Genomic DNA, 20,540 nt, shown 5'->3' on the forward strand with positions numbered 1-20,540 from the left:
CCTTTGCCCACCAGAACGTCCTGGGGCCAACAATAAAAAGGGGTTACTTCATGAGTACACAAAACATCCGCCTGGGCTTGATCGGTGCCGGCCGCATGGGCAGCTTCCACGGCCTGACCGCTGCGCGGCACATTCCGGGCGCCTGCCTGGCCGCCATCGCCGACCCCACCCCGGGCCAGGCCGCACGCCTGGCAGCGGAACTCGGAGTGGACAAGGTGTACACCGACCCCCAGCAGTTGCTCGATGACCCGGATATCGATGGCGTACTCATCGCCGCCCCCGCCCGCAGCCACGCCGAACTGGTGATCAGTGCCGCCCGCGCCGGCAAAGGCATCTTTTGCGAAAAACCCATGGCCATCACCCTGGATGAAGCCGACCGCGCCATCGCCGCCGCTGCCGATGCCCGAGTGCCGCTGCAAGTCGGTTTCAACCGGCGTTTTGCCAAGAGCTTCCGCGCCGCCCACCTCGACGTAGCCGCCGGCCGCATCGGCACGCCGCAGCTGTTGCGCTCGCTGACCCGCGACCCGGCACTCAACAACCCCGCCAACTCGCCGCAGTGGGTGATTTTCCTGGAAACCCTGATCCACGACTTCGACACCCTGCGCTACCTCAACCCGGGTGCCGAAGCGGTGCAGGTGTATGTGATGGCCGATGCGCTGATCGCCCCGGCCTACAAAAGCAAAGGCTTCCTCGATACCGCCGTGGTCACGATCCGCTTCGACAACGGCGCCATCGCGACCGCCGAGGCCAACTTCCAGGCCGTGTACGGCTACGACGTACGCGGTGAAGTATTCGCCAGCGCAGGCATGTTGAGCATGGGCAGCCTCAACGACTCCGACCTGGTGCGCTACCTGGCCCAGGGCATCCAGGCCGACACCCAGCGCCTGGACACCGACCTTTTGCGCGACGCCTACGTCGCCGAACTCAACCATTTTGCCGACTGCCTGCGCACCGGCGCGAAGCCGATGGCCAGCGGTGAAGACGCACGTGCGGCCCTGGCGATTGCCCGAGCGTGCATCGAGTCGTTCGAAACCGGCAAGGCGGTGGCCCTATGACCCCGTTCAAACTGGCGATCAGCGCCGAGATGGTGTTTCTCGACCTGCCGTTTATCGAGCGCGTGAAACGCATCCATGCCCTGGGTTTCAGCGCTGAAATCTGGAACTGGACCCACAAGGACATCAACGCCCTGGCCGCCACCGGTGCCGACTTTACGTCGATGACCGGCTATATCAGCGGCACCCTCACCGACCCCGACGGCATCCGTCAACTGCTCGACAGCGCCCGCGAATCCATAGGGCTCGCCGAACGCCTGAACTGCCCCAGCCTCAACCTGCACGGCACCGGCCTGGGCGACAGCGGCCTGCCGGTGCAGCCCGTGAGCCAGACCACCGGCCGCATGTGGCTGAGCGCCTGCAAGACCCTGGAAAAAATCGCGCGCCTGGGCGAAGACGCCGGCCGCGTGTTCCTGCTGGAAAACCTCAACACCGAAGTCGACCACCCCGGCACCCCGTTCGCCCGCGCCGACGACACCCTGGCGCTGATCGAAGCCGTGGGCAGCCCGCACCTGAAGATGAACCTGGACCTGTACCACGCGCAGATCGGCGAAGGAAACCTGATCGAATTGATCCAGCGCGCCGGCAGCGCCATCGGTGAGATCCAGGTGGCCGACGTGCCCGGGCGCAAGGAACCCGGCACCGGGGAAATCCACTACCCGGCCATTGCCAGAGCCCTGCACGCCATGGGCTACAACGGCGTGGTCGGCCTCGAAGGCTGGGCCAGCGGCGACAGCGAGCTGGCCCTGGAGCGTTTCCGCCAAGCATTTACCCTATAACAATAAAAGGAACAGCCTCATGCATCGTCATTCATTGATCGCCGCCGTATTTTTACTGCTGTTCAGCCAATGGAGCTGCGCCGCGTATCGCATCGGCGTGAGCATTGCGCGGGTCGACGATAATTTCATGACCTACGTGCGCACCGGCCTGGAGGCCGCCGCCAAGCAACAGGACGTGCAGATCCAATTCGAGGACGCCCAGGGTGATGTGGTGCGCCAGCTCAACCAGGTCGAAGGTTTTCTCAATCAGAAAGTCGACGCCGTGATTGTGCTGCCGGTGGACACCGCCGCCACCGCCAACATGACCCGCGCCGCCGTCGCGGCCAGGACGCCGCTGGTGTACGTCAACCGCCACCCGAATGAGCGCACGCTGCCAAAAGGCGTGGTTACGGTGGCCTCCAACGACATCGAAGCCGGTCAATTGCAGATGCGCTACCTGGCGGAAAAACTCGGCGGTAAGGGCAATGTGGCGATCATCATGGGCGACCTCGCGCAGAACGCCACGCATGACCGCACCGAGGGCGCCAAGCAGGTGCTCAAGGACTTTCCCGGGATCAAGGTCGTGGAGCAGCAAAGTGCCGAATGGCAGCGGAGCAAGGGTATGGACCTGACCAGCAACTGGCTGCTGGCGGGCACGCAGTTTGATGCGATTGTGGCCAATAACGATGAAATGGCGATTGGTGCGGCCATGGCGTTGCAGCAGGCGGGCAAGGCCAAGGGTGAGATTGCAATTGTCGGGATTGATGGGTTGCCTGATGGTTTGGCGGCGATCAAGCGCGGGATGCTGACGGCCTCGGTGTTTCAGGACCCGAAGGCGCAGGCGACGCAGGCGGTGCAGGCGGCGGTCAAGATGATCAAGGGGGAGCCGATTGAAGCGCAGGTTTGGGTGCCGTTTGAGTTGATCAGGCCGGAGCAGGTGGGGGGGTTTGAGCAGCGGTATAGGTGAGGGGTTGGGGGCATATCCGTTTTTTTTGTAACGGCGGGTATTGGTTCCGCCCTTACGGCGGGTCACTTTTGAAAAGAGCCCAAAAGTAACCAAAAGGCTCTTGCCCCACCACTCGGCACCTCGCCTCCGGCTCGGTGTGCCCGCACGCAGACTTGAATCCGTGGGCCGCCGCGATGGGCCATCCTTGGCCCAACGCGGCTAACCCGGCGTCCTGCCGGGTTACCCACGGATTCAAGCCCGCGTGCGGCCAGCGTGGTTAATGGGGCGCCCAGGATCAAGATCAAAATCAAAAGCAGAGCACGGCGGCCTAGTAGCCGACCTGAGTGGTGTAGATCAAGAGCGGGATCCCAGTGGATTGGCTTTTCTGTGGGAGCTGGCTTGTCGGGTCGCCGCATCGCTGCGATGCAGACACCTAGGTGTATCAGGCACACCGAGTTGATGCTTTCGCAGGCAAGCCAGCTCCCACATTTGAACCGAGGAAGGCTTCAATGCTCAGGTCGGCTGTCAGGCCGCCTCGCTTTGCTGTGTTTTTGCCGTGGCCCTTACATCCTTACCGCTGACGAAGTCAGCGATCTTTTGATCTGCGCTTTTGATCTCAGGCGCCCCGTCAATCACGATGGCCGAACGCAGGCTTGAATCCGTGGGCAACCCGGCAGGACGCCGGGTTAGCCGCGCTGGGCCATGGATGGCCCATCGCGGCGGCCCACGGATTCAAGCCTGCGTTCGGGCACACCGAGCCAGAGCGAGGTGCCGAGTGATGGGGCGAAGACCTTTTGGTTACTTTTGGGTCTTTCCAAAAGTGACCCGCTGTAAGAGCGGAACCATAAGCGGCCGTTACCGCAGCAACGGATATACCCCCACCCCCCAACCCCACCACACTGTCAATCCAAATCCCCAGCATCATGCCGCTCAGCCAACTGCTCCCCAACCTCCCCAGAAACCCGATTCACCCGCCGCCCCCGCTGCACCGCCGGCCGCGCTTCAATCACCTCCGCCCAACGCAGCACATGCTTATACTCATGCACCGACAAAAACTGCGCCGAATCCCCATACAAACGGCCTTTGACCAACCCCCCATACCAAGGCCAAATCGCAATATCGGCAATGGTGTACTCCCCCCGGCAATGTACTCACTCACCGCCAAACGCTGATCAAGCACATCCAACTGACGCTTGGTTTCCATCGCAAACCGATTAATCGCGTACTCCATCTTGCTCGGCGCATACGCATAAAAATGCCCGAACCCACCCCCAGGTACGGCGCACTGCCCATCTGCCAAAACAACCACGACAAGCACTCCGCACGCGCCGCAGGCTCAGTGGGGAAAAACGCCCCGAACTTCTGCGCCAGGTACTGCAAGATCGCACCCGACTCAAACACCCGAATCGGCGTAGCGCCACTGCGGTCCATCAGTGCAGGGATCTTGGAATTAGGGTTGACCGCAACAAACCCGCTGCCGAACTGGTCGCCATCGCCGATCTTGATCAACCAGGCATCGTATTCCGCGCCGGTATGCCCCAACGCCAGCAGCTCTTCCAGCAGGATCGTGACCTTCTGCCCATTGGGCGTAGCCAGGGAATACAGCTGCAGCGGATGCTTGCCGACCGGCAGTTCGTGATCATGGGTCGCACCGGCGATGGGCCGGTTGATGCTGGCGAAAGTGCCGCCACTTTCAGTGTCCCAGGTCCAGACTTTAGGGGGTACGTAGTCAGTCATGCTTACTGCTCCATAGGCGCTTGCAATCAACGAAGCGCTCCAGACTAAACCAAAGGTGTGTGCCGTGGCACCTGCACCCGCCAAGCGATCAACACTGCGGCCAGCACCATCAACACACCGGCGGCAACAAAAACACCGACAATCCCGCTGAGGCTGAACATCACTCCGCCACCCGCGGCGCCCGCCGCAATCGCCGATTGCACCGACGCCACCACCATGCCACCGGCGCTTTCCGCCTGGTCCGGCACAGCACGCGCCACCCAGTTTGACCACGCCACGGGTACGCCGCCAAACGCCATGCCCCACAGTGCCAAAAGCAATGCCTGACCCGGCAGCGAAGCCGGCAACAGCACCAGCGCGAGTGCCGCAACCCCCACCAGCGCCGGCATCAGCACCAAAGTGCCAAGCGGGTTGCGCACCAGCAGCCAGCCGGCCAGCAACGTGCCGGCAAAGTTCGCCGCGCCGAACCCCAGCAGCATCAACGCCAAGCCTTGAGTGCCCACCCCGGTGGTGCTTTCCAGAAACGGTCGAATATAGGTGAACAGCGCAAAATGCCCGGTGTGCACCAGTACACAGCCGAACATGCCCATGGCAATGCCGGGGCGCAACAGCACATCAAGCACGGTGCGCAAGCGTGCGGCTCCGTGCGCAGGCAGGCGCGGCAGCGTGAACAGCTGGAAGACCAACGTCACCACGCCCACGGCGGCGGCCGCGACAAATGCGCTGCGCCAGCCATACAAACCGCCAAGGTAGCTGCCCAGCGGCACCGCGACGACGGTCCCCACGGCAATCCCGCTGAAAATGATCGACAACGCCCGTGGCAGCAGCGCCGGCGGCACCAGGCGCATCGCCACGGCCGCCGCCATGCTCCAGAAACCGCCGAGGGCGATGCCCAACAGGATGCGCATCAACAGCAACACGGTCAGGCTGGACGAGAACGCCACCAGCAGGTTGGACGCGATCATCAGCGTGGAAAACCCCAGCAGCACCACGCGTCGATCAATGCCCCGCGTCAGGCCTGGCACCAGTAACCCGGCGAATAACGCGACCACCGCCGTGACCGTCACCGCCTGCCCGGCCAACGCCTGCGAGACGCCAAGGTCCAGCGCCATCGGCGTCAACAGGCTGGCCGGCAGGTATTCCGCCGTCAGCAGGCCGAACACCCCCATCGCCAGGGAGAACACCGCCATCCAGGCGGGGCTGGTGGGCGCCACCCTGGCGTCGACAGGGGCTGCATAATCAGTCATCACAAAACATCCTCAGGAAATGAGCGAGTCGCCAGTCTAGGTTCGCCCTCCAGGATGATCTATGATGCAAACCCTTGAGTTTTTGATCGAAACCCCGAGCATGAGTGCATCTGACGCGTTTACCGTCTCCTCCGACCTGATCAATGAACTGCTGCAGGGCATGCGCTTGCGCGGTGTGCAGTACCGTCGCATCGAGGCCGGGCCGGTGTTTGGCGTCAGTTTTGAGGCCAAACCGGGCCACGCCTACTTCCACTTCCTGGCGTCGGGTTGTGCCACGCTGCGACTGGACGACGGCAGCCTTTATGCGCTGTCGGCCGGCAACGCAGTATTCATCTGCCACGGCGGCGCGCACGGGTTGTTGTCGAGCCCGGACGTGCCGGAACGGGATATCCGTAGCTTCGAGGCCACCACGCTGGGTGACGCGGTGTGTGCGGTAAAGGCCAGCGCCGAGGGTTCACCTGACACCTTGCTCTTCAGCGCTTGCATGGAATTTGAACTGGGCAGCATCCAGGGGCTCGGCCGCTTGATGCCGGCGATGATGCTGATTGATGCGCAGGGCCAGCGCTACCCAGGGTTGATGCCGATCCTGGCGACCATGGAGCGCGAAGTCTGCAGCGCCCGTATCGGCTACGCCGGTATCCTCGCGCGCCTGGCGGACGTGGTGGCGGCGATGATTGTGCGCGGCTGGGTCGAATGCGCCTGTGGCAATGCGTCGGGGCTGGTGGCCGCGCTGCGCGATCCACGCCTGGCCCGCGCCCTCCTCGCCTTGCACCAGCAACCGGGCCGTGACTGGAGCGTGGCCGAACTGGCGGCGCAGGGGCACACCTCGCGCTCGGTATTCGCCGACCGCTTCCAGGCCACCCTTGGCGTTCCGCCACTGCGTTATGCCACGGAACTGCGGATGCGCCTGGCCAGCCAGTGGCTGACCCTGGAGCGGCTGCCCATCGAAGAAGTCGCGCAGCGCCTGGGCTACACCTCACAAGCCGCCTTCAGCCGCGCCTTCAAGCGCATCACCGGGCAACCGCCAGGGGCGAGCCGGGCCAGGAGCCCGGCATGAGCGAGCGCCTGGAAGACATCCTCGCCGAGCACCTGAACGTGGTGTTCTGCGGGATCAACCCCGGCAAAGGCTCCGCCGCCCTCGGCCTGCACTTTGCCAACCGCAGCAACCGGTTCTGGCGCACCCTGCACCTGGCCGGCTTCACGCCCGATGAAATCCGCCCCGAAGCTGGCCGCACGCTGCTGCACTACCACTGCGGCCTGACCACCGTGGTGGAGCGCCCCACCGCCAGCGCCGGCGAGTTGGCGCGGCATGAGTTCACCGATGCGGCAGCGGCCTTCGAACAGAAAATCCGCCGCTATGCCCCGCGCTTTGTGGCGTTCCTGGGCAAACCCGGCTACAGCGCGTTGTCCGGCCAACGGCAGATTGCCTGGGGGCTGCAGCCGCAGTTACTGGGCGAGGCGTCGGTGTGGGTGCTGCCCAACCCCAGCGGGCGCAACCTGGCGTTCAGCCTGGAGCAACTGGTGCAGGCATATCGGCAATTGCGTTTGGCGACTGAGTGCCCTTAATCTCTTGGGCCAACCCCCGAGAGCAATGGAGGCTTCATGAAACTGATCGGCATGCTGGATTCGCCCTACGTGCGCCGCGTGGCTATTTCCCTGGAGTTGTACGGGGTGGAGTTTGTGCATGAACCCTTGTCGGTGTTTCGCACCTTCAATGAATTTGCGCAGATCAACCCGGTGGTCAAGGCCCCTACCCTGGTGCTGGACGATGGCACGGTGCTGATGGACTCCAGCTTGATCCTGGACTACCTCGAAGCCCTGGCCCCGGCCGACAAAAAGCTGCTGCCCCAGCAACCCGCAGCGCTCGCCCAAGACCTGCAGCTGCTTGGACTGGCGTTGGCGGCCTGTGAGAAAAGCGTACAGATCGTGTATGAACACAATCTGCGGCCGGCCGAAAAGCTGCATGAACCCTGGCTCGAGCGCGTGACAGGGCAATTGCTGGCGGCCTATTCGCTGCTGGACAAGCAACTGCCTGACAGTGAGGCGCTGACCCAGGCGTCGCTGACGGCGGCGGTGGCCTGGTCGTTCAGCCAGCTCACCGTGGCGTCGGTGGTGAAGGCGGATGCGTTTCCCAACCTGCAACGGCATGCTGAACGCCTGGAGCAGCATCCCGCCTTCAAGCGTTACCCCATCGAATAAACAACACTTATCAGATGGCTGGGGTTATGCCCTACACCCAGCCACCGTCGACGATAAAGTTCTGCGCCGAGCACATCGCCGACGCATCCGAGGCCAGGAACAACGCCATATTGGCGATATGTTCCGGCAGCACGCTGCCCGGCAGGCACTGGCTGCGGGCGATCAGGTCGCGGGCCGCATCATCGACCCACATCGCCAGCTGTTTTTCGGTCATGACCCAACCGGGCACCAGGGTGTTGACGCGGATGCGGCTCGGCCCCAGCTCCCGTGCCAGGGCGCGGGTCATGCCATGGGCCGCCGCCTTGCTGGCGGCGTACACCGGGTAGCCGGCCGAGGCCATCATCCAGCCGACCGAGCCGAGGTTGATAATCGCCCCGCCGCCCGCGCCCTTCATCATCGGCACCACAGCCTTGGCGGCAAAGAAGGCGTGCTTGAGGTTGACCGAAATCAGTTTGTCGAAGGTTTCCGAGTCGACTTCTTCCAGCGTGTGGCGCACGTCATTGGCCGCGTTGTTTACCAGCACCGTGATCGGCCCCAGCGAGTGTTCAAAGCGCCCGATCGCCGCCTTGTAGGCGATTTCATCGGTGATATCGCAATAGCCGAACTCGACGGTATGCCCCTGGGAACTCAACAGCGCCGCCAGGCGTTCGCCCTGGCTTTGGGCGCGGTCCACAAAGGCCACCTTGGCGCCCTGCGCAGCAAAGGCGCGCACCATGAATTCGCCGATTCCCGAAGCGCCTCCGGAAATCAGCACGGTCTTGCCCTTGAGGTCGGGATAAACAGCCGCTTGAGTGCTCATATAACGCTTGCCTCGCTTAAATAGTCTTATTTTATTTTGCAAATACGCGGTAAAAGGCTATAAATCTGCTGTCTTATCGACAAAATATCGCACATTAGTAGAACTATTCCACTCAAAACAACAAAAGGAAGTTCGACCATGAAGCACCCTCGATACCTGCTCTCGGGCCTTGCCATGTCGCTGCTGATCGCCAGTGGCGGCGCCCGGGCCGCAGGGCTCAGCAGTGAACACAAACCCTTCGGCAAAACCAATGACGGCACCGCCGTCGAACAGTACATCCTGCGTAACAGCCATGGCATGCAAGCCACGGTGATCACCTACGGCGGCGTGTTGCAGTCGCTCAAGGTGCCGGATAAAAACGGCAAGTCCGAGGACGTGGTACTCGGCTTCGACACGGTGCAGGGTTACCAGGCCGGCACAGCATTTTTTGGCGCAACCATCGGGCGCTTCGGCAATCGCCTCGCCGGCGGTGCCTTTGAACTCGATGGCAAGCGCTACCAGGTGCCGCTCAACGACGGCCCCAACTCTCTGCATGGCGGCGCCCAGGGCTTCGACAAGCACGTGTGGAAAGCCGAGCCGGTCAAGGCCAAGGACTCGGTCGGCGTGAAGCTGAGTTACTTGTCCAAGGACGGTGAAATGGGCTTCCCCGGCAACCTGAAAACCGAGGTCACCTATAGCCTCAACGACAACAACGAACTGCATATCGACTACACGGCCAGCACCGACAAACCCACCGTGCTCAACCTCACCAACCACAGCTACTTCAATCTGGCCGGTGCGGGTAACGGCGACATCCTCAAGCAGGTCGCCACTTTGCACGCCAGCCATTACACACCGGTGAATGCCACCTTGATCCCGACCGGTGAACTGGCGCCGGTCAAAGACACGCCGATGGACTTCCTGAAACCCACGCCTATCGGCCAGCACATCAAGGACGATCACCCGCAGCTCAAATTCGCCGAGCCAAAACAAGGTGGGTTTGACTTCAACTGGGCGTTGGATACCAAGGGCGATATCAAGCAACTCGCCGCCGAAGTACATGACCCAGCGTCCGGTCGCCGCTTGCAGCTGTTCACCACGGAACCGGGCGTGCAGTTTTATACCAGCAACTTCCTGGATGGAACGGTCAAGGGCAAAGGTGGCAAGACCTATCAGCACTGGAGCGGGTTCACCCTGGAGACCCAGCACTTTCCGGATGCGCCTAACCAGCCTGACTTCGCTTCGACGCGTTTGAACCCTGGGCAGACCTATACCCAGAACACCATCTTCAAGTTCTCCGCCGATTAACTGCTGGAACCGGCTTATGTGGGAGCCGGGCTTGCCCGCGATTGCAGCACCTCGGTCTTTCAGTTAAGCCGAGGTGCTGCAATCGCAGGCAAGCCAGCTCCCACACTTTGATCGTCGCAGGGCAGGACTTCAGCGTTGCTTCATGCGGTCGATGACCACGGCCAGCAACAGAATCGAACCGCGGATCACGTACTGGTAAAACGTGTCGATGTTCTTCAGGTTCATCGCGTTCTCGATGATCGCCAGGATCAACACCCCGGCGATGACATGGCGGATCATCCCCACCCCGCCGCTCAGGGATACCCCGCCCAGCACACAAGCCGAAATCACCGTGAGCTCAAACCCCTGGCCGATCATCGGCTGGCCGGAGGTCATGCGCGAGGCCAGGATCACCCCGGCCAGGGCGCCGATCACGCCATGCACGGCGAAGATCAGGATTTTCGTGCGGTCCACATTCACCCCGGCCAGCAACGCCGCTTCCGGGTTACCGCCGATGGCCATGGTGTTGCGCCCGTAGGTGGTGTAGTTGAGCAACCAGCCGAAAAACACAAAGCACACAATGGTGATCAGGATCGGCACCGGCACGCCCAGCAACTGGCCGTTGCCGAAGATAAAGAACTGCTCCTGGGACACGCCCACAGCCTTGCCGTTGGCGAAGATATACGCCAGGCCACGCACGATCTGCATGGTGGCCAACGTGGTGATCAGCGCATTGACCCGCAGTTTGGCGATCACAATCCCGTTGATCAGCCCCACGATCAGCCCCATCAGCAAGGCGGCGCCGATGCCCAGCATGACGCTGTCGGTATCGCGCATCACAATCGCCGCCACAACCCCGGCGCAAGCGATCACCGAGCCCACCGACAAGTCGAAGTGCCCCGACGCCAGGCAAAACAGCATGGTGCACGCGGCAATGCCCACCGTCGAAATGGCCAGGCCCAGCCCGCGCATATTCAGCGGCGAGAGGAAGTTGTCGATCAGCAAGGCGCACAGCAAAAAGATGCTGATTGCCGCCAGCAACATTGCCCAGTTATCCAGGAGTGCCCGCACATCGAGGGGTTTGCGTGCCGTTGGCAACGCGTTGTTTTGGGTGGTCATGGTCGTCTCTCAGTTCGCCGGGCCGCGCGGCAAGGCCAGCTGCAGCAGGTTGGATTCAGTCGCGTGTTCGCGGGTTTGTTCGCCGCGCAAGGCGCCTTCGCACAGCACCAGAATGCGGTCGGAAATACCCATCACTTCCATCAGGTCGCTGGACACCACGATCACCGCAATGCCGCTGGCCGCCAGGTTGTGAATGATCTGGTAGATCTCGGCCTTGGCGCCGATATCAATGCCCCGGGTCGGCTCGTCCAGCAGCAGCACCTTCATCGGCATCGACAGCCAACGGCCCAAAATCGCCTTTTGCTGATTGCCGCCCGACAGGTACATGATTTTCTGTTCGGCATTCGGCGTTTTGACTTTCATCGCCTTGATCTGCTGGTCGGCGTTGCCCTTTTCCCAGCCGTCTCGCAGCAGCCAGCCAAACGTGGAGTGGGCGCCACGCGCGCTGATATTGATGTTCTCGGCCACGCTGGACAGCGGAATGATGCCCTCCTTTTTGCGGTCTTCCGGGCACAGCAACACGCCGGCGGCGATGGCATCGCGAGGTGAATGCAGCTGCAGTTTTTGCCCATACAGCTCAAGGCTTCCAGCGGTGCTGCGATTCAAACCGCTGAGCAAACGAAACAGCTCGGTGCGCCCGGCGCCGACCAACCCGAACAGCCCGAGAATCTCGCCCTTGCGCACTTGAAAACTGACCGGCTCGCGCAAGCCAGGCCCCAGCAAACCCTCGACCTTGAGGGCCACCTCGCCGTGCTCACGCGGGCGGTAGTCGTAGATGTCCTGGATATCGCGACCGACCATGCAGGTCACCAGTTGGTCGTGGGTCAGCGCGCTCATGTCGTCGAAGGTGCGCACGTAGCGGCCATCCTTGAATACCGTGACGGCGTTGCAGATGCGGAACACTTCTTCCATGCGATGCGACACGTAAAGCACCACTTTGCCCTCATCACGCAGGCGCGTGATGATCGCCATCAGCCGGTCGATTTCCCGCGCAGACAAGCTGCTGGTCGGCTCATCAAAGGCAATCACATGCGCGCCACGCGACAGTGCCTTGGCGATTTCCACCAATTGGCGCTGACCGAGGGACAGGCGCCCAAGCTTCTCGTCCGGGTCGATTTCATCGGCCAGCCCCTTGAGGCACGCCAGCGCCTGCTTGCGCAGCAGGCCACGATTGACCACGCCGAAGCGCGTCGGCAAATGCCCGAGAAACAGGTTCTCGGCCACGCTCATTTCCGGCACCAGGTGCAACTCCTGGTGGATCACCGCCACGCCGCTGGCAATGCTGTCGGCGGCGGATTTGAAGTCCATGGTCTGCGCGCCGATCTGCAGTGTGCCGCTGCTGGGGATATAAGCACCGCCGAGGATTTTCAACAGCGTCGACTTGCCCGCGCCGTTCTCACCCATCAAGGCGTGCACCTGCCCAGGCAGGGCGGTAAAGCTGATGCCGTCCAGCGCCTTGACCCCGGGGAAGGTTTTACCGATGCCGTTGAAACTCAACTGGGCAGCGGTGTCGTGTGTCTGTAATTGCGCGTGCATAACCACCTCGTGACAGGGATCAGGCGGCCCCGTAACCGGGGCCGCCAAGGGAAACCATCAGTTCCACAAACCGATTTTTTCCAGTTCCTGCTTGAAGTTCTCGCGGGTAATCAGCGTCACTTCATCCATGGCGGTGTACTTGGGTGGTTCTTTGCCGGTGGTGACCCAGTCGAACATCATCTTCGCGGTGTTGTAGCCCTCGATATGCGGGCTGGGCAGCATCGAGCCGAAGAAGCCGCTGTTGGGCTTCTTCAGTTCGCCGATGGCGTCGGTGCCATTGATGCCGATACCGATCACGTTGGCGGCTTTGAAGCCGGCGCTTTCGGTGGCGCGTACGCCGCCCAGCACGGTGTTGTCGTTCATGCCGCCGATGATCAGGTTTTTCGCGCCGCTGGGCAGCTTGACCAGGGCCGAGTTGGTGGCGTCCATGCTGCCCGGAACGTCGAGGGTTTTAGCCGCCGTGAACAAGATGTGGTCCTTGGGAAAGCCTGCGTCTTCCAGGGATTTGACCGAGCCGTCGGTGCGCTTCTTGCCGGTGTCGAGTTCATTGAAGGTGTTGATCACCGCGTAGGTGTCCTTCCAGTCCCAGCCGCGTTTTTTCGCCTCGGCGGCCATGGCCGCGCCCTGCTTCTGGCCGACTTCAAAAGCGGCCATGCCCAGGTACGGCACGTCCTCCATGAAGTTGCCTTTGGCGTCGACAAACCGGTCATCCACGGCAATGACTTTCAAGCCATTGGCCTTGGCCTTGGCGACGATGGCCGGGCCCAGGGACACGTCCGGAGGGCAGATCACAAAGCCCTTGGCGCCATTGGCGGCCAGGCTGTCGATGGCCGAGAGGGTTTTCTCGCCATCGGGCACGGCGATCTTGATCACCGTAAAGCCATGTTCCTTGCCGGCTTTTTCGGCAAAGGCCCACTCGGTCTGGAACCAGGGCTCTTCAGCCTGCTTGACCAGAAAACCGATCTTCACTTCTTCAGCGGCCAGCAACAGCCCGCTCAAACTCATGGCCGAGACCGCTACAGCGGCGCAGCACAGGGAACGGATACCACGACGACGATTCATACGGTGACTCCTTGTTGTTGTTTTTAGGGGTTATCCGGCGAAGCGATTACAGGGTTTACCAGGCACATCCATTTCAATCGCCAACACCGCGCCGTCCAAAGGATGATCCAATGGGCTGGCGGCACTGGTGATGTACAACGTGGAGAGGTTCGGGCCACCGAAAACACAACTGGTGGGGCGGCTGACGGGCAGTTCAAGGACGCGGTCCACCTGCCCTTGCGGCGTCAGCCGCAGCAGGCAACTGCCGTCCCAGCGGGCGTTCCAGATATAGCCCTCAACGTCCATCGCCGAGCCATCCGGCCCGCCGCGTGCGTGCGGGCCGAACCAGACCTGGGCCGGCTCCAGTTGGCCGTCGGCCTGGATCGCATGGCGGTACAGCGTGCCGTCCATGCTGTCGCCGAAATGCACGTGGCCGCCGTCCTCGCTCCATAACAAGGTGTTGGGAATACCCAGGCCAGCCAGCAGCGGCGTGACCTGCCCGTCGGCATCGACGCGAAACAGCCCGCCGGAGCGCCGGGTGATCGGCAGGTCTTCACCCTGCTCGCCGATGTTGTTCTGCATGGTGCCCAGCCACAGGCGCCCTTGGGCATCGCAGCGCGCTTCATTGCCACGGTTGCCCGGTTGCGGGTCGGCCACGCACAGCAGGGTCAAGGCTTCGGTGCTGAGGTCGAGCCGGTAGACGCCGCTGCTCAGGGTCACCAGCGCATCGCCGCTGTCACACGGGATAAAGGCCGAGACGTGCTCGGGCAGCTGCCAGGTCTGCAGTTGCCCGCCCATCAGGCGCAGTGCCTGTTTGCCGGCGATATTGACCCAATACAGGGCCTGGGTCGGCGCGTCCCAGAACGGCGCTTCACCCAACTGTGCACGGTGTGCGGTCACTGCGCTCAACGACATGAAACCTCCTGGATTATTGTTGTTTTTTTACAGCGCGTCGCGCGATGGCGTGCCATCCACCAGCCGCTGGATACGCAACGGGTTGGCATTTTTCAACGCGTCGGGCAGCAGGCTATCAGGGTAGTTCTGGAAGCACACGGGGCGCAGGAAACGGTCGATGGCCAGGGTGCCGACCGAGGTGCCACGGGCATCGGACGTCGCCGGGTATGGGCCGCCATGCACCATCGAGTCGCACACCTCGACGCCGGTCGGGTAGCCGTTGAGCAGGATGCGCCCGACCTTCTGTTCCAACAGCGGCGTGAGTTCGGCGAACTGCTGAAAATCCGCCGGTTCGCCAATGATCGTGGCGGTCAGTTGGCCGTGCAGGCCGTGCAAGGCGGCGCTGAGTTGGGCTTGGTCAGCGACCTCGACAAACACCGTGGTGGGGCCGAACACTTCTTCCTGCAGCACCTCATCGCCGTCGATCAACAGGCTCACATCGGCCTTGAACAACTGCGGCTGTGCCTGCTTGCCGGCCTGGGCGCTGCCGGCCAGATGTTGAATGCCGGGGTGCGCCAGCAGCTTTTCGAGGCCCTTGCCGTAGCTGCTCAAGGTGCCGGCGTTCAGCATGGTCTGTGCCGGTTGATCGCCGATCAGTCGGGCCACTTGCTGGGTAAACGCGGTGAATTCAGGCGAGGCGATGCCGATCACCAGACCGGGGTTGGTACAGAACTGGCCACAGCCTTGCACCACCGAGGCGGTCAGGTCGCGGGCCACGGTGTCGGCACGCGCCGACAACGCCTGAGGCAACACAATCACCGGGTTGATGCTCGACATCTCGGCAAACACCGGGATCGGCTGCGGGCGCGCCGCTGCCATATCGCACAAGGCGCGGCCGCCCTTGAGCGAGCCGGTAAAGCCGACCGCCTGGATCGCCGGGTGCTTGACCAGCGCCTCACCGACGCCGCCGCCGAAGATCATATTGAACACCCCCTTCGGCATCTCGGTGGCCTCGGCCGCACGGATGATCGCATCGGCGACCTGCTCGGCCGTCGCCATATGCCCGCTGTGGGCCTTGAACACCACCGGGCAACCGGCCGCCAATGCCGCAGCGGTGTCGCCACCCGCCGTGGAAAACGCCAGGGGAAAGTTGCTGGCGCCAAACACCGCCACCGGGCCCAGGCCGATACGGTATTGGCGCAGGTCCGGGCGCGGCAGCGGTTGGCGCTCCGGCAGTGCCTTGTCGATACGCGCACCATAGAAATCACCGCGCCGCAGCACGGTGGCGAACAAACGCATCTGGCCGCTGGTACGCCCGCGCTCGCCTTTGATGCGCGCGGCGGGCAGCGCGGTTTCGCGGCAGACCAACTCGATGAAGTTATCGCTCAGGGCATCCAGTTCGTCGGCTATCGCGTCCAGGAACTGCGCACGGCGTGCAGCGCTCAATGCGCGGTAAGCCGGATACGCTGCGGCGGCGGCCTTGGCGGCGGCGTCGACTTCCTGAGGGGTGGCCTGGTAGAAGTCCTGAGGCAAGGCTTCGCCCGTACCGGCGTCGACGCTTTGCAGTTTGATGCTGCCGTGGGCGCTACGCTGGCCGCCGATGTAGTTGTGGCCTGGGAACTGAGTCATGAAGGTCTCCTTAAAGGGGGGTTACTTGGCCGGGCTCGAATACCGCGTCGACCTGGCCGACCGTGTTGATCAGCGGCGCGCCGAACTCGGCCTGGCTGATCTCGAACACGTCGCCCGGTTGGGTACGTATACCGTCGGCGAATGACAATGTCGCGGTGCCGAAAAAATGCACATGCACATCGCCCGGCTTGAGGAACTGGCTGTATTTGAAGTGGTGGTACTCGAGGTTTTCCAGGCTGTGGCACATATTGGCCTCGCCGCTGAGGAATTCGTTCCGCCAGATTTCCTCGCCGTTACGCAGGATGCGGCTGGTGCCCGCCAGGTGCTGGGGCAACTCACCCACGCGCAGCTCCGGCCCATAGCTGCAATTGCGCAGCTTGGAATGGGCCAGGTACAGGTAGTTCTTGCGCTCCATCACGTGATCGGAGAACTCGTTGCCCACCGCAAAACCCAGGCGATAGGGCTTGCTGTCACGGCCGATGACGTACAGGCCGGCGATCTCCGGTTCTTCACCTGCATCGTCGGCAAACGGCGGCACCGCAAAGGCTGCGCCCGGGCGTACCACGGTGCTGCCGTCGCCCTTGTAGAACCACTCCGGTTGCACGCCCGCCTGGCCGGCCGCAGGCTTGCCGCCCTCCACGCCCCATTTGAAGATGCGCATGGTGTCGGTCAGTGCGGTTTCGTCACCGCCCTGGTGCATCTTGTCCCGCGCCGAGGCACTGCCCAGGTGGGTCAGGCCGGTGCCGCTGATCAGCATATGCGCCGGGTCGGGGTGGTCCAGCGGTGGCAGGATTTTCAGGTCGGCCAGCAGCGCGGCGTAGTCATGGCTGTCGCCCAGGCCCAGGCTGTTCACCTGATGCGCCAGGCCCACGCCAGCTTCGATGGCGGCCATCGCCAGCTCGCGCACGCTGCGTGCGGTCTGCACTTCACGCAGCTTGCTGCCTTCCACCACGCCGACCCGGCGCTCGCCGTTGCGCAACTCGAACTGAACTAAACGCATGCAATGTCTCCTTGATTAAGTACGTGTGGCGCCACGGGCGCTGGCGGCGAATTGGTCGTGCGGCAGCACATGCTTGCGCTTCCAGGACACGGTAGACCACGAAGGTCAGCACCAGCCCGAACACCATCACCCCGGACAGGAAGTACAAGCCCGAGGCCAGGTTGCCGGTGTACTCCTTGAGCGCGCCGATCACGAACGGGCCGATATAGCCACCGAGGTTGCCCACCGAGTTGATCAGCGCAATGCCCGCCGCCGCACTGGCGCCGGCAAAAAACCGCCCCGGCAAGGTCCAGAACACTGCGGTGCAGGAAAACATCGCGAACGCCGCCAGGCACAACGCGGCCATTTGCAGCACCGGCACACTCAGCCAGGCGCTGAAGAACAGGCCGATGGCGCCCAGCACATAGAGCACGGCGAGGTGGCCGTAGCGGTCGTTCAATCGGTCGGAGCTGCGCGGGATGATCAGCAGGCCGATGATCCCGAAGAAGTAGGGCACTGCGGAGATGAAGCCGGTGATCAGGTCGGTGCCGCCGAACTGTTTGATCAAGGTCGGCAGCCACAGGCCCAGGCCGTAGATGCTCAGGGTCACCGGCAGGTAAAACAGTGCCAGCAGCAACACGCGCTTGTCTTTGAGGGCATGCAGCGGGTTGCCGTGACGGGTCTGGCCGTAGGCTTGCAGGTCCTTGGCCAGCTCGCCGGTGAGCCAGGCTTTTTCATCCTCGCTCATCCATTTGACGTGCTTGGGGCCGTCCGGCAGGTAGCGCAGCACCGGCCAGGTCAGCAGGATCGCCGGAGTGCCGATCACGATGAACAGCCATTGCCAGCCGTGCAGGCCCAGTATGCCGTCCATGCCCAGGAGGCCGCCGGAGACCGGGCCGGTGATCATCATTGCAATCGGTTGAGACAGGATAAACAGCCCGAGAATCTTGCCGCGATGGCGCACCGGGAACCACTGGGTGATGTAGTAGAGCACGCCCGGAAAGAACCCCGCCTCCGCCGCGCCGAGCAAAAAGCGCATCACATAGAAGCTGTGGGGCCCCTGCACGAAGGCCATGCCGATGGTGATGGCGCCCCAGGTGATCATGATCCGCGCAAACCAGCGCCGGGCGCCGAAGCGGTCGAGCATCAGGTTGCTGGGGATCTCGAACAGGAAATAGCCAATGAAGAACAACCCCGCGCCCAAGCCATAGGCTGCGTCGCCGATGCCGACGTCGGCGCCCATGTGCAATTTGGCGAAGCCCACGGCAGAGCGGTCCACGTAGGCGATCAGGTACAGCAGGATCAGGAAGGGAATCAGTTTCAGCGTGATGCGCCGAATAAGCCGCAGTTCCTGGCTCATGGGGGTCGATCTCCGATTGTTGTTTTTATAGAAGCTCGGGGGACGCCTCTCGCGAAAATCCGCCAGGGTCATACCTCAGTTAAGATGGACTATATAGTAGGACTATTTGCAAAACAACTCTTCCAAAGCTGCGATTTTGCGCTTATGTTTAAGCACGCATAGAACATATAGTCATACAATAAGAGAATCGATCATGCCTGACAAAAAGCCCGGCCTACGCTCCGCCCAGTGGTTTGGTACCGCCGACAAAAACGGCTTCATGTACCGCAGCTGGATGAAGAACCAGGGCATTGCCGACCATCAGTTCCATGGCAAGCCGATCATCGGTATCTGCAACACCTGGTCGGAACTGACCCCGTGCAACGCGCATTTCCGCCAGATCGCCGAGCACGTCAAACGCGGCGTGATCGAGGCCGGTGGCTTCCCGGTGGAGTTCCCGGTGTTCTCCAACGGCGAATCCAACCTGCGCCCGACCGCCATGCTCACCCGCAACCTGGCGAGCATGGATGTAGAGGAAGCCATTCGCGGCAACCCCATCGACGGCGTGGTGCTGCTGACCGGTTGCGACAAGACCACCCCGGCGCTGCTGATGGGCGCGGCCAGTTGCGACGTGCCGGCCATCGTGGTCACCGGCGGGCCGATGCTCAACGGCAAGCACAAAGGCCAGGACATCGGCTCGGGCACGGTGGTGTGGCAGCTCAGCGAACAGGTCAAGGCCGGCACGATTACCCTGGATGATTTCCTCGCGGCCGAGGGCGGCATGTCGCGCTCGGCGGGCACCTGCAACACCATGGGCACGGCGTCGACCATGGCCTGCATGGCCGAGGCGCTGGGCACGTCCCTGCCCCACAACGCGGCGATCCCGGCGGTGGATGCGCGGCGGTATGTGCTGGCGCATATGTCCGGCATGCGCGCCGTGGAGATGGTGCGCGAGGACTTGAAGCTGTCGAAGATCCTGACCAAAGAGGCGTTTGAAAACGCGATCCGCGTAAACGCGGCCATCGGCGGCTCGACCAATGCGGTGATTCACTTGAAGGCTATCGCCGGGCGCATCGGCGTCGAGTTGGATCTGGATGACTGGACCCGTATGGGCCGTGGCATGCCGACCATCGTCGACCTGCAGCCGTCGGGGCGCTTCCTGATGGAAGAGTTCTACTATGCCGGTGGCCTGCCCGCCGTGTTGCGCCGCCTCGGTGAAGCCAACCTGATCCCGCACCCGAACGCCCTGACCGTCAACGGCAAGACGTTGGGCGAGAACACCAAGGACTCGCCGATCTACGGCCAGGACGAAGTGATCCGCACCCTCGACAACCCGATCCGCGCCGACGGCGGCATCTGCGTGCTGCGCGGCAATTTGGCGCCATTGGGCGCGGTGCTCAAGCCGTCGGCGGCCAGCCCCGAACTGATGCAGCACCGGGGCCGCGCCGTGGTGTTCGAAAACTTCGACATGTACAAGGCGCGTATCAATGACCCCGAGCTGGAGGTGGACGCCAACTCGATCCTGGTCATGAAAAACTGCGGGCCCAAGGGTTACCCGGGCATGGCCGAAGTCGGCAATATGGGCCTGCCGGCCAAGCTGCTGGCCCAGGGCGTGACGGATATGGTGCGTATTTCCGATGCGCGCATGAGCGGCACCGCCTACGGCACCGTGGTGCTGCACGTGGCACCGGAAGCCGCAGCCGGTGGCCCGCTGGCCACGGTAAAGGAAGGTGACTGGATCGAACTCGACTGCGCCAACGGCCGCCTGCACCTGGACATCCCCGACGCAGAGCTGGCGGCGCGCATGGCCGACCTGAAACCGCCGCAGAATCTGATCGTCGGCGGCTATCGCCAACTGTATATCGACCATGTGCTGCAGGCCGACCAGGGCTGCGATTTTGACTTCCTGGTGGGTTGCCGAGGGGCGGAAGTCCCCCGGCATTCCCACTAATTGGGATGCTATGATGCCGCGAATTTAAGTCAGAGCATCCCCGCCGTT

16 protein-coding genes and 2 pseudogenes are annotated in these 20,540 nt (G+C 62.7%); 8 read left to right on the plus strand and 10 right to left on the minus strand.

Annotation, left to right across the window (positions count from 1 at the left end; translation table 11 throughout):
* The first annotated feature begins 50 nt into the window (after positions 1–50).
* The 3 genes from LRS56_14420 to LRS56_14430 are packed head-to-tail and all read left to right on the plus strand — an operon-like array spanning position 51 to position 2,777.
* A complete protein-coding gene (locus LRS56_14420; protein WDU65527.1) occupies positions 51–1,055 on the plus strand; it encodes a Gfo/Idh/MocA family oxidoreductase in 1,005 nt (334 codons plus the stop codon).
* Positions 1,052–1,831 (plus strand): TIM barrel protein, encoded by a 780-nt coding sequence (locus tag LRS56_14425; protein ID WDU65528.1) that lies wholly within the window; start codon positions 1,052–1,054, stop codon positions 1,829–1,831. The genes LRS56_14420 and LRS56_14425 overlap by 4 nt, the downstream gene beginning before the upstream one ends.
* 19 nt (positions 1,832–1,850) lie before the next feature.
* The gene (locus tag LRS56_14430) at positions 1,851–2,777 is read left to right on the plus strand and encodes a sugar ABC transporter substrate-binding protein (GenBank protein ID WDU65529.1); all 927 of its coding nucleotides are present in this window, start codon (positions 1,851–1,853) and stop codon (positions 2,775–2,777) included.
* 881 nt (positions 2,778–3,658) lie between these two features.
* Here LRS56_14430 and yghU read toward each other — a convergent pair.
* Together yghU and LRS56_14440 are read right to left on the minus strand one after the other, a co-directional pair.
* Positions 3,659–4,493: pseudogene (gene yghU / locus LRS56_14435) on the minus strand (glutathione-dependent disulfide-bond oxidoreductase).
* 44 nt (positions 4,494–4,537) lie between these two features.
* On the minus strand, positions 4,538–5,740 hold the full coding sequence (locus LRS56_14440) for an MFS transporter (GenBank protein WDU65530.1): 1,203 nt from the start codon (positions 5,738–5,740) through the stop codon (positions 4,538–4,540).
* A gap of 64 nt (positions 5,741–5,804) precedes the next feature.
* Here LRS56_14440 and LRS56_14445 point away from each other — a divergent pair, with 64 nt between their 5' ends.
* From LRS56_14445 to LRS56_14455, 3 genes are read left to right on the plus strand one after another with little or no spacing between them, the layout of a single operon-like run.
* Entirely contained in the window at positions 5,805–6,797 is a 993-nt protein-coding gene (locus LRS56_14445) for an AraC family transcriptional regulator (GenBank protein ID WDU65751.1), read from the plus strand.
* Entirely contained in the window at positions 6,794–7,306 is a 513-nt protein-coding gene (mug, locus tag LRS56_14450; GenBank protein WDU65531.1) for a G/U mismatch-specific DNA glycosylase, read from the plus strand. The genes LRS56_14445 and mug overlap by 4 nt, the downstream gene beginning before the upstream one ends.
* Positions 7,307–7,342: 36 nt before the next feature.
* Positions 7,343–7,939, plus strand: a complete 597-nt coding sequence (locus tag LRS56_14455; protein ID WDU65532.1) for a glutathione S-transferase family protein — start codon at positions 7,343–7,345, stop codon at positions 7,937–7,939.
* Between the two features lie 31 nt (positions 7,940–7,970).
* Here the strand turns inward: LRS56_14455 and LRS56_14460 are convergent, their stop codons facing one another.
* Complete coding sequence (locus LRS56_14460) at positions 7,971–8,738, minus strand: SDR family NAD(P)-dependent oxidoreductase (protein WDU65533.1); 768 nt, start codon at positions 8,736–8,738, stop codon at positions 7,971–7,973.
* A 138-nt stretch (positions 8,739–8,876) separates the two neighbouring features.
* On the opposite strand from LRS56_14460, the gene LRS56_14465 reads away from it, so the two are divergent.
* The gene (locus tag LRS56_14465; protein WDU65534.1) at positions 8,877–10,025 is read left to right on the plus strand and encodes a galactose mutarotase; all 1,149 of its coding nucleotides are present in this window, start codon (positions 8,877–8,879) and stop codon (positions 10,023–10,025) included.
* A 129-nt stretch (positions 10,026–10,154) separates the two neighbouring features.
* Here LRS56_14465 and araH read toward each other — a convergent pair whose 3' ends face one another.
* The 7 genes and pseudogenes from araH to LRS56_14500 all read right to left on the minus strand — a co-directional run bounded on the left by araH (position 10,155) and on the right by LRS56_14500 (position 18,562).
* The gene (gene araH, locus LRS56_14470) at positions 10,155–11,123 is read right to left on the minus strand and encodes an L-arabinose ABC transporter permease AraH (protein WDU65535.1); all 969 of its coding nucleotides are present in this window, start codon (positions 11,121–11,123) and stop codon (positions 10,155–10,157) included.
* Between the two features lie 9 nt (positions 11,124–11,132).
* Positions 11,133–12,659: an L-arabinose ABC transporter ATP-binding protein AraG gene (gene araG, locus LRS56_14475; GenBank protein WDU65536.1), complete on the minus strand. Its 1,527-nt coding sequence runs from the start codon at positions 12,657–12,659 to the stop codon at positions 11,133–11,135.
* Positions 12,660–12,716: 57 nt separating this feature from the next.
* Positions 12,717–13,721, minus strand: coding sequence for a substrate-binding domain-containing protein (locus tag LRS56_14480; GenBank protein WDU65537.1), 1,005 nt, complete (start codon positions 13,719–13,721; stop codon positions 12,717–12,719).
* 30 nt (positions 13,722–13,751) lie between these two features.
* Entirely contained in the window at positions 13,752–14,615 is an 864-nt protein-coding gene (locus tag LRS56_14485) for an SMP-30/gluconolactonase/LRE family protein (protein ID WDU65538.1), read from the minus strand.
* A 27-nt stretch (positions 14,616–14,642) separates the two neighbouring features.
* On the minus strand, positions 14,643–16,223 hold the full coding sequence (locus LRS56_14490) for an aldehyde dehydrogenase (NADP(+)) (GenBank protein ID WDU65539.1): 1,581 nt from the start codon (positions 16,221–16,223) through the stop codon (positions 14,643–14,645).
* 10 nt (positions 16,224–16,233) lie between these two features.
* The gene (gene gguC, locus LRS56_14495; protein ID WDU65540.1) at positions 16,234–17,223 is read right to left on the minus strand and encodes a GguC family protein; all 990 of its coding nucleotides are present in this window, start codon (positions 17,221–17,223) and stop codon (positions 16,234–16,236) included.
* A 15-nt stretch (positions 17,224–17,238) separates the two neighbouring features.
* A pseudogene (locus LRS56_14500) lies at positions 17,239–18,562 on the minus strand (MFS transporter).
* 193 nt (positions 18,563–18,755) lie between these two features.
* Here LRS56_14500 and LRS56_14505 point away from each other — a divergent pair.
* A complete protein-coding gene (locus LRS56_14505; GenBank protein WDU65541.1) occupies positions 18,756–20,492 on the plus strand; it encodes a dihydroxy-acid dehydratase in 1,737 nt (578 codons plus the stop codon).
* The last annotated feature ends 48 nt before the right edge of the window (positions 20,493–20,540 follow it).

The organism is Pseudomonas poae (assembly GCA_028869255.1).
In the GTDB taxonomy this organism is placed as follows: domain Bacteria; phylum Pseudomonadota; class Gammaproteobacteria; order Pseudomonadales; family Pseudomonadaceae; genus Aquipseudomonas; species Aquipseudomonas poae_C.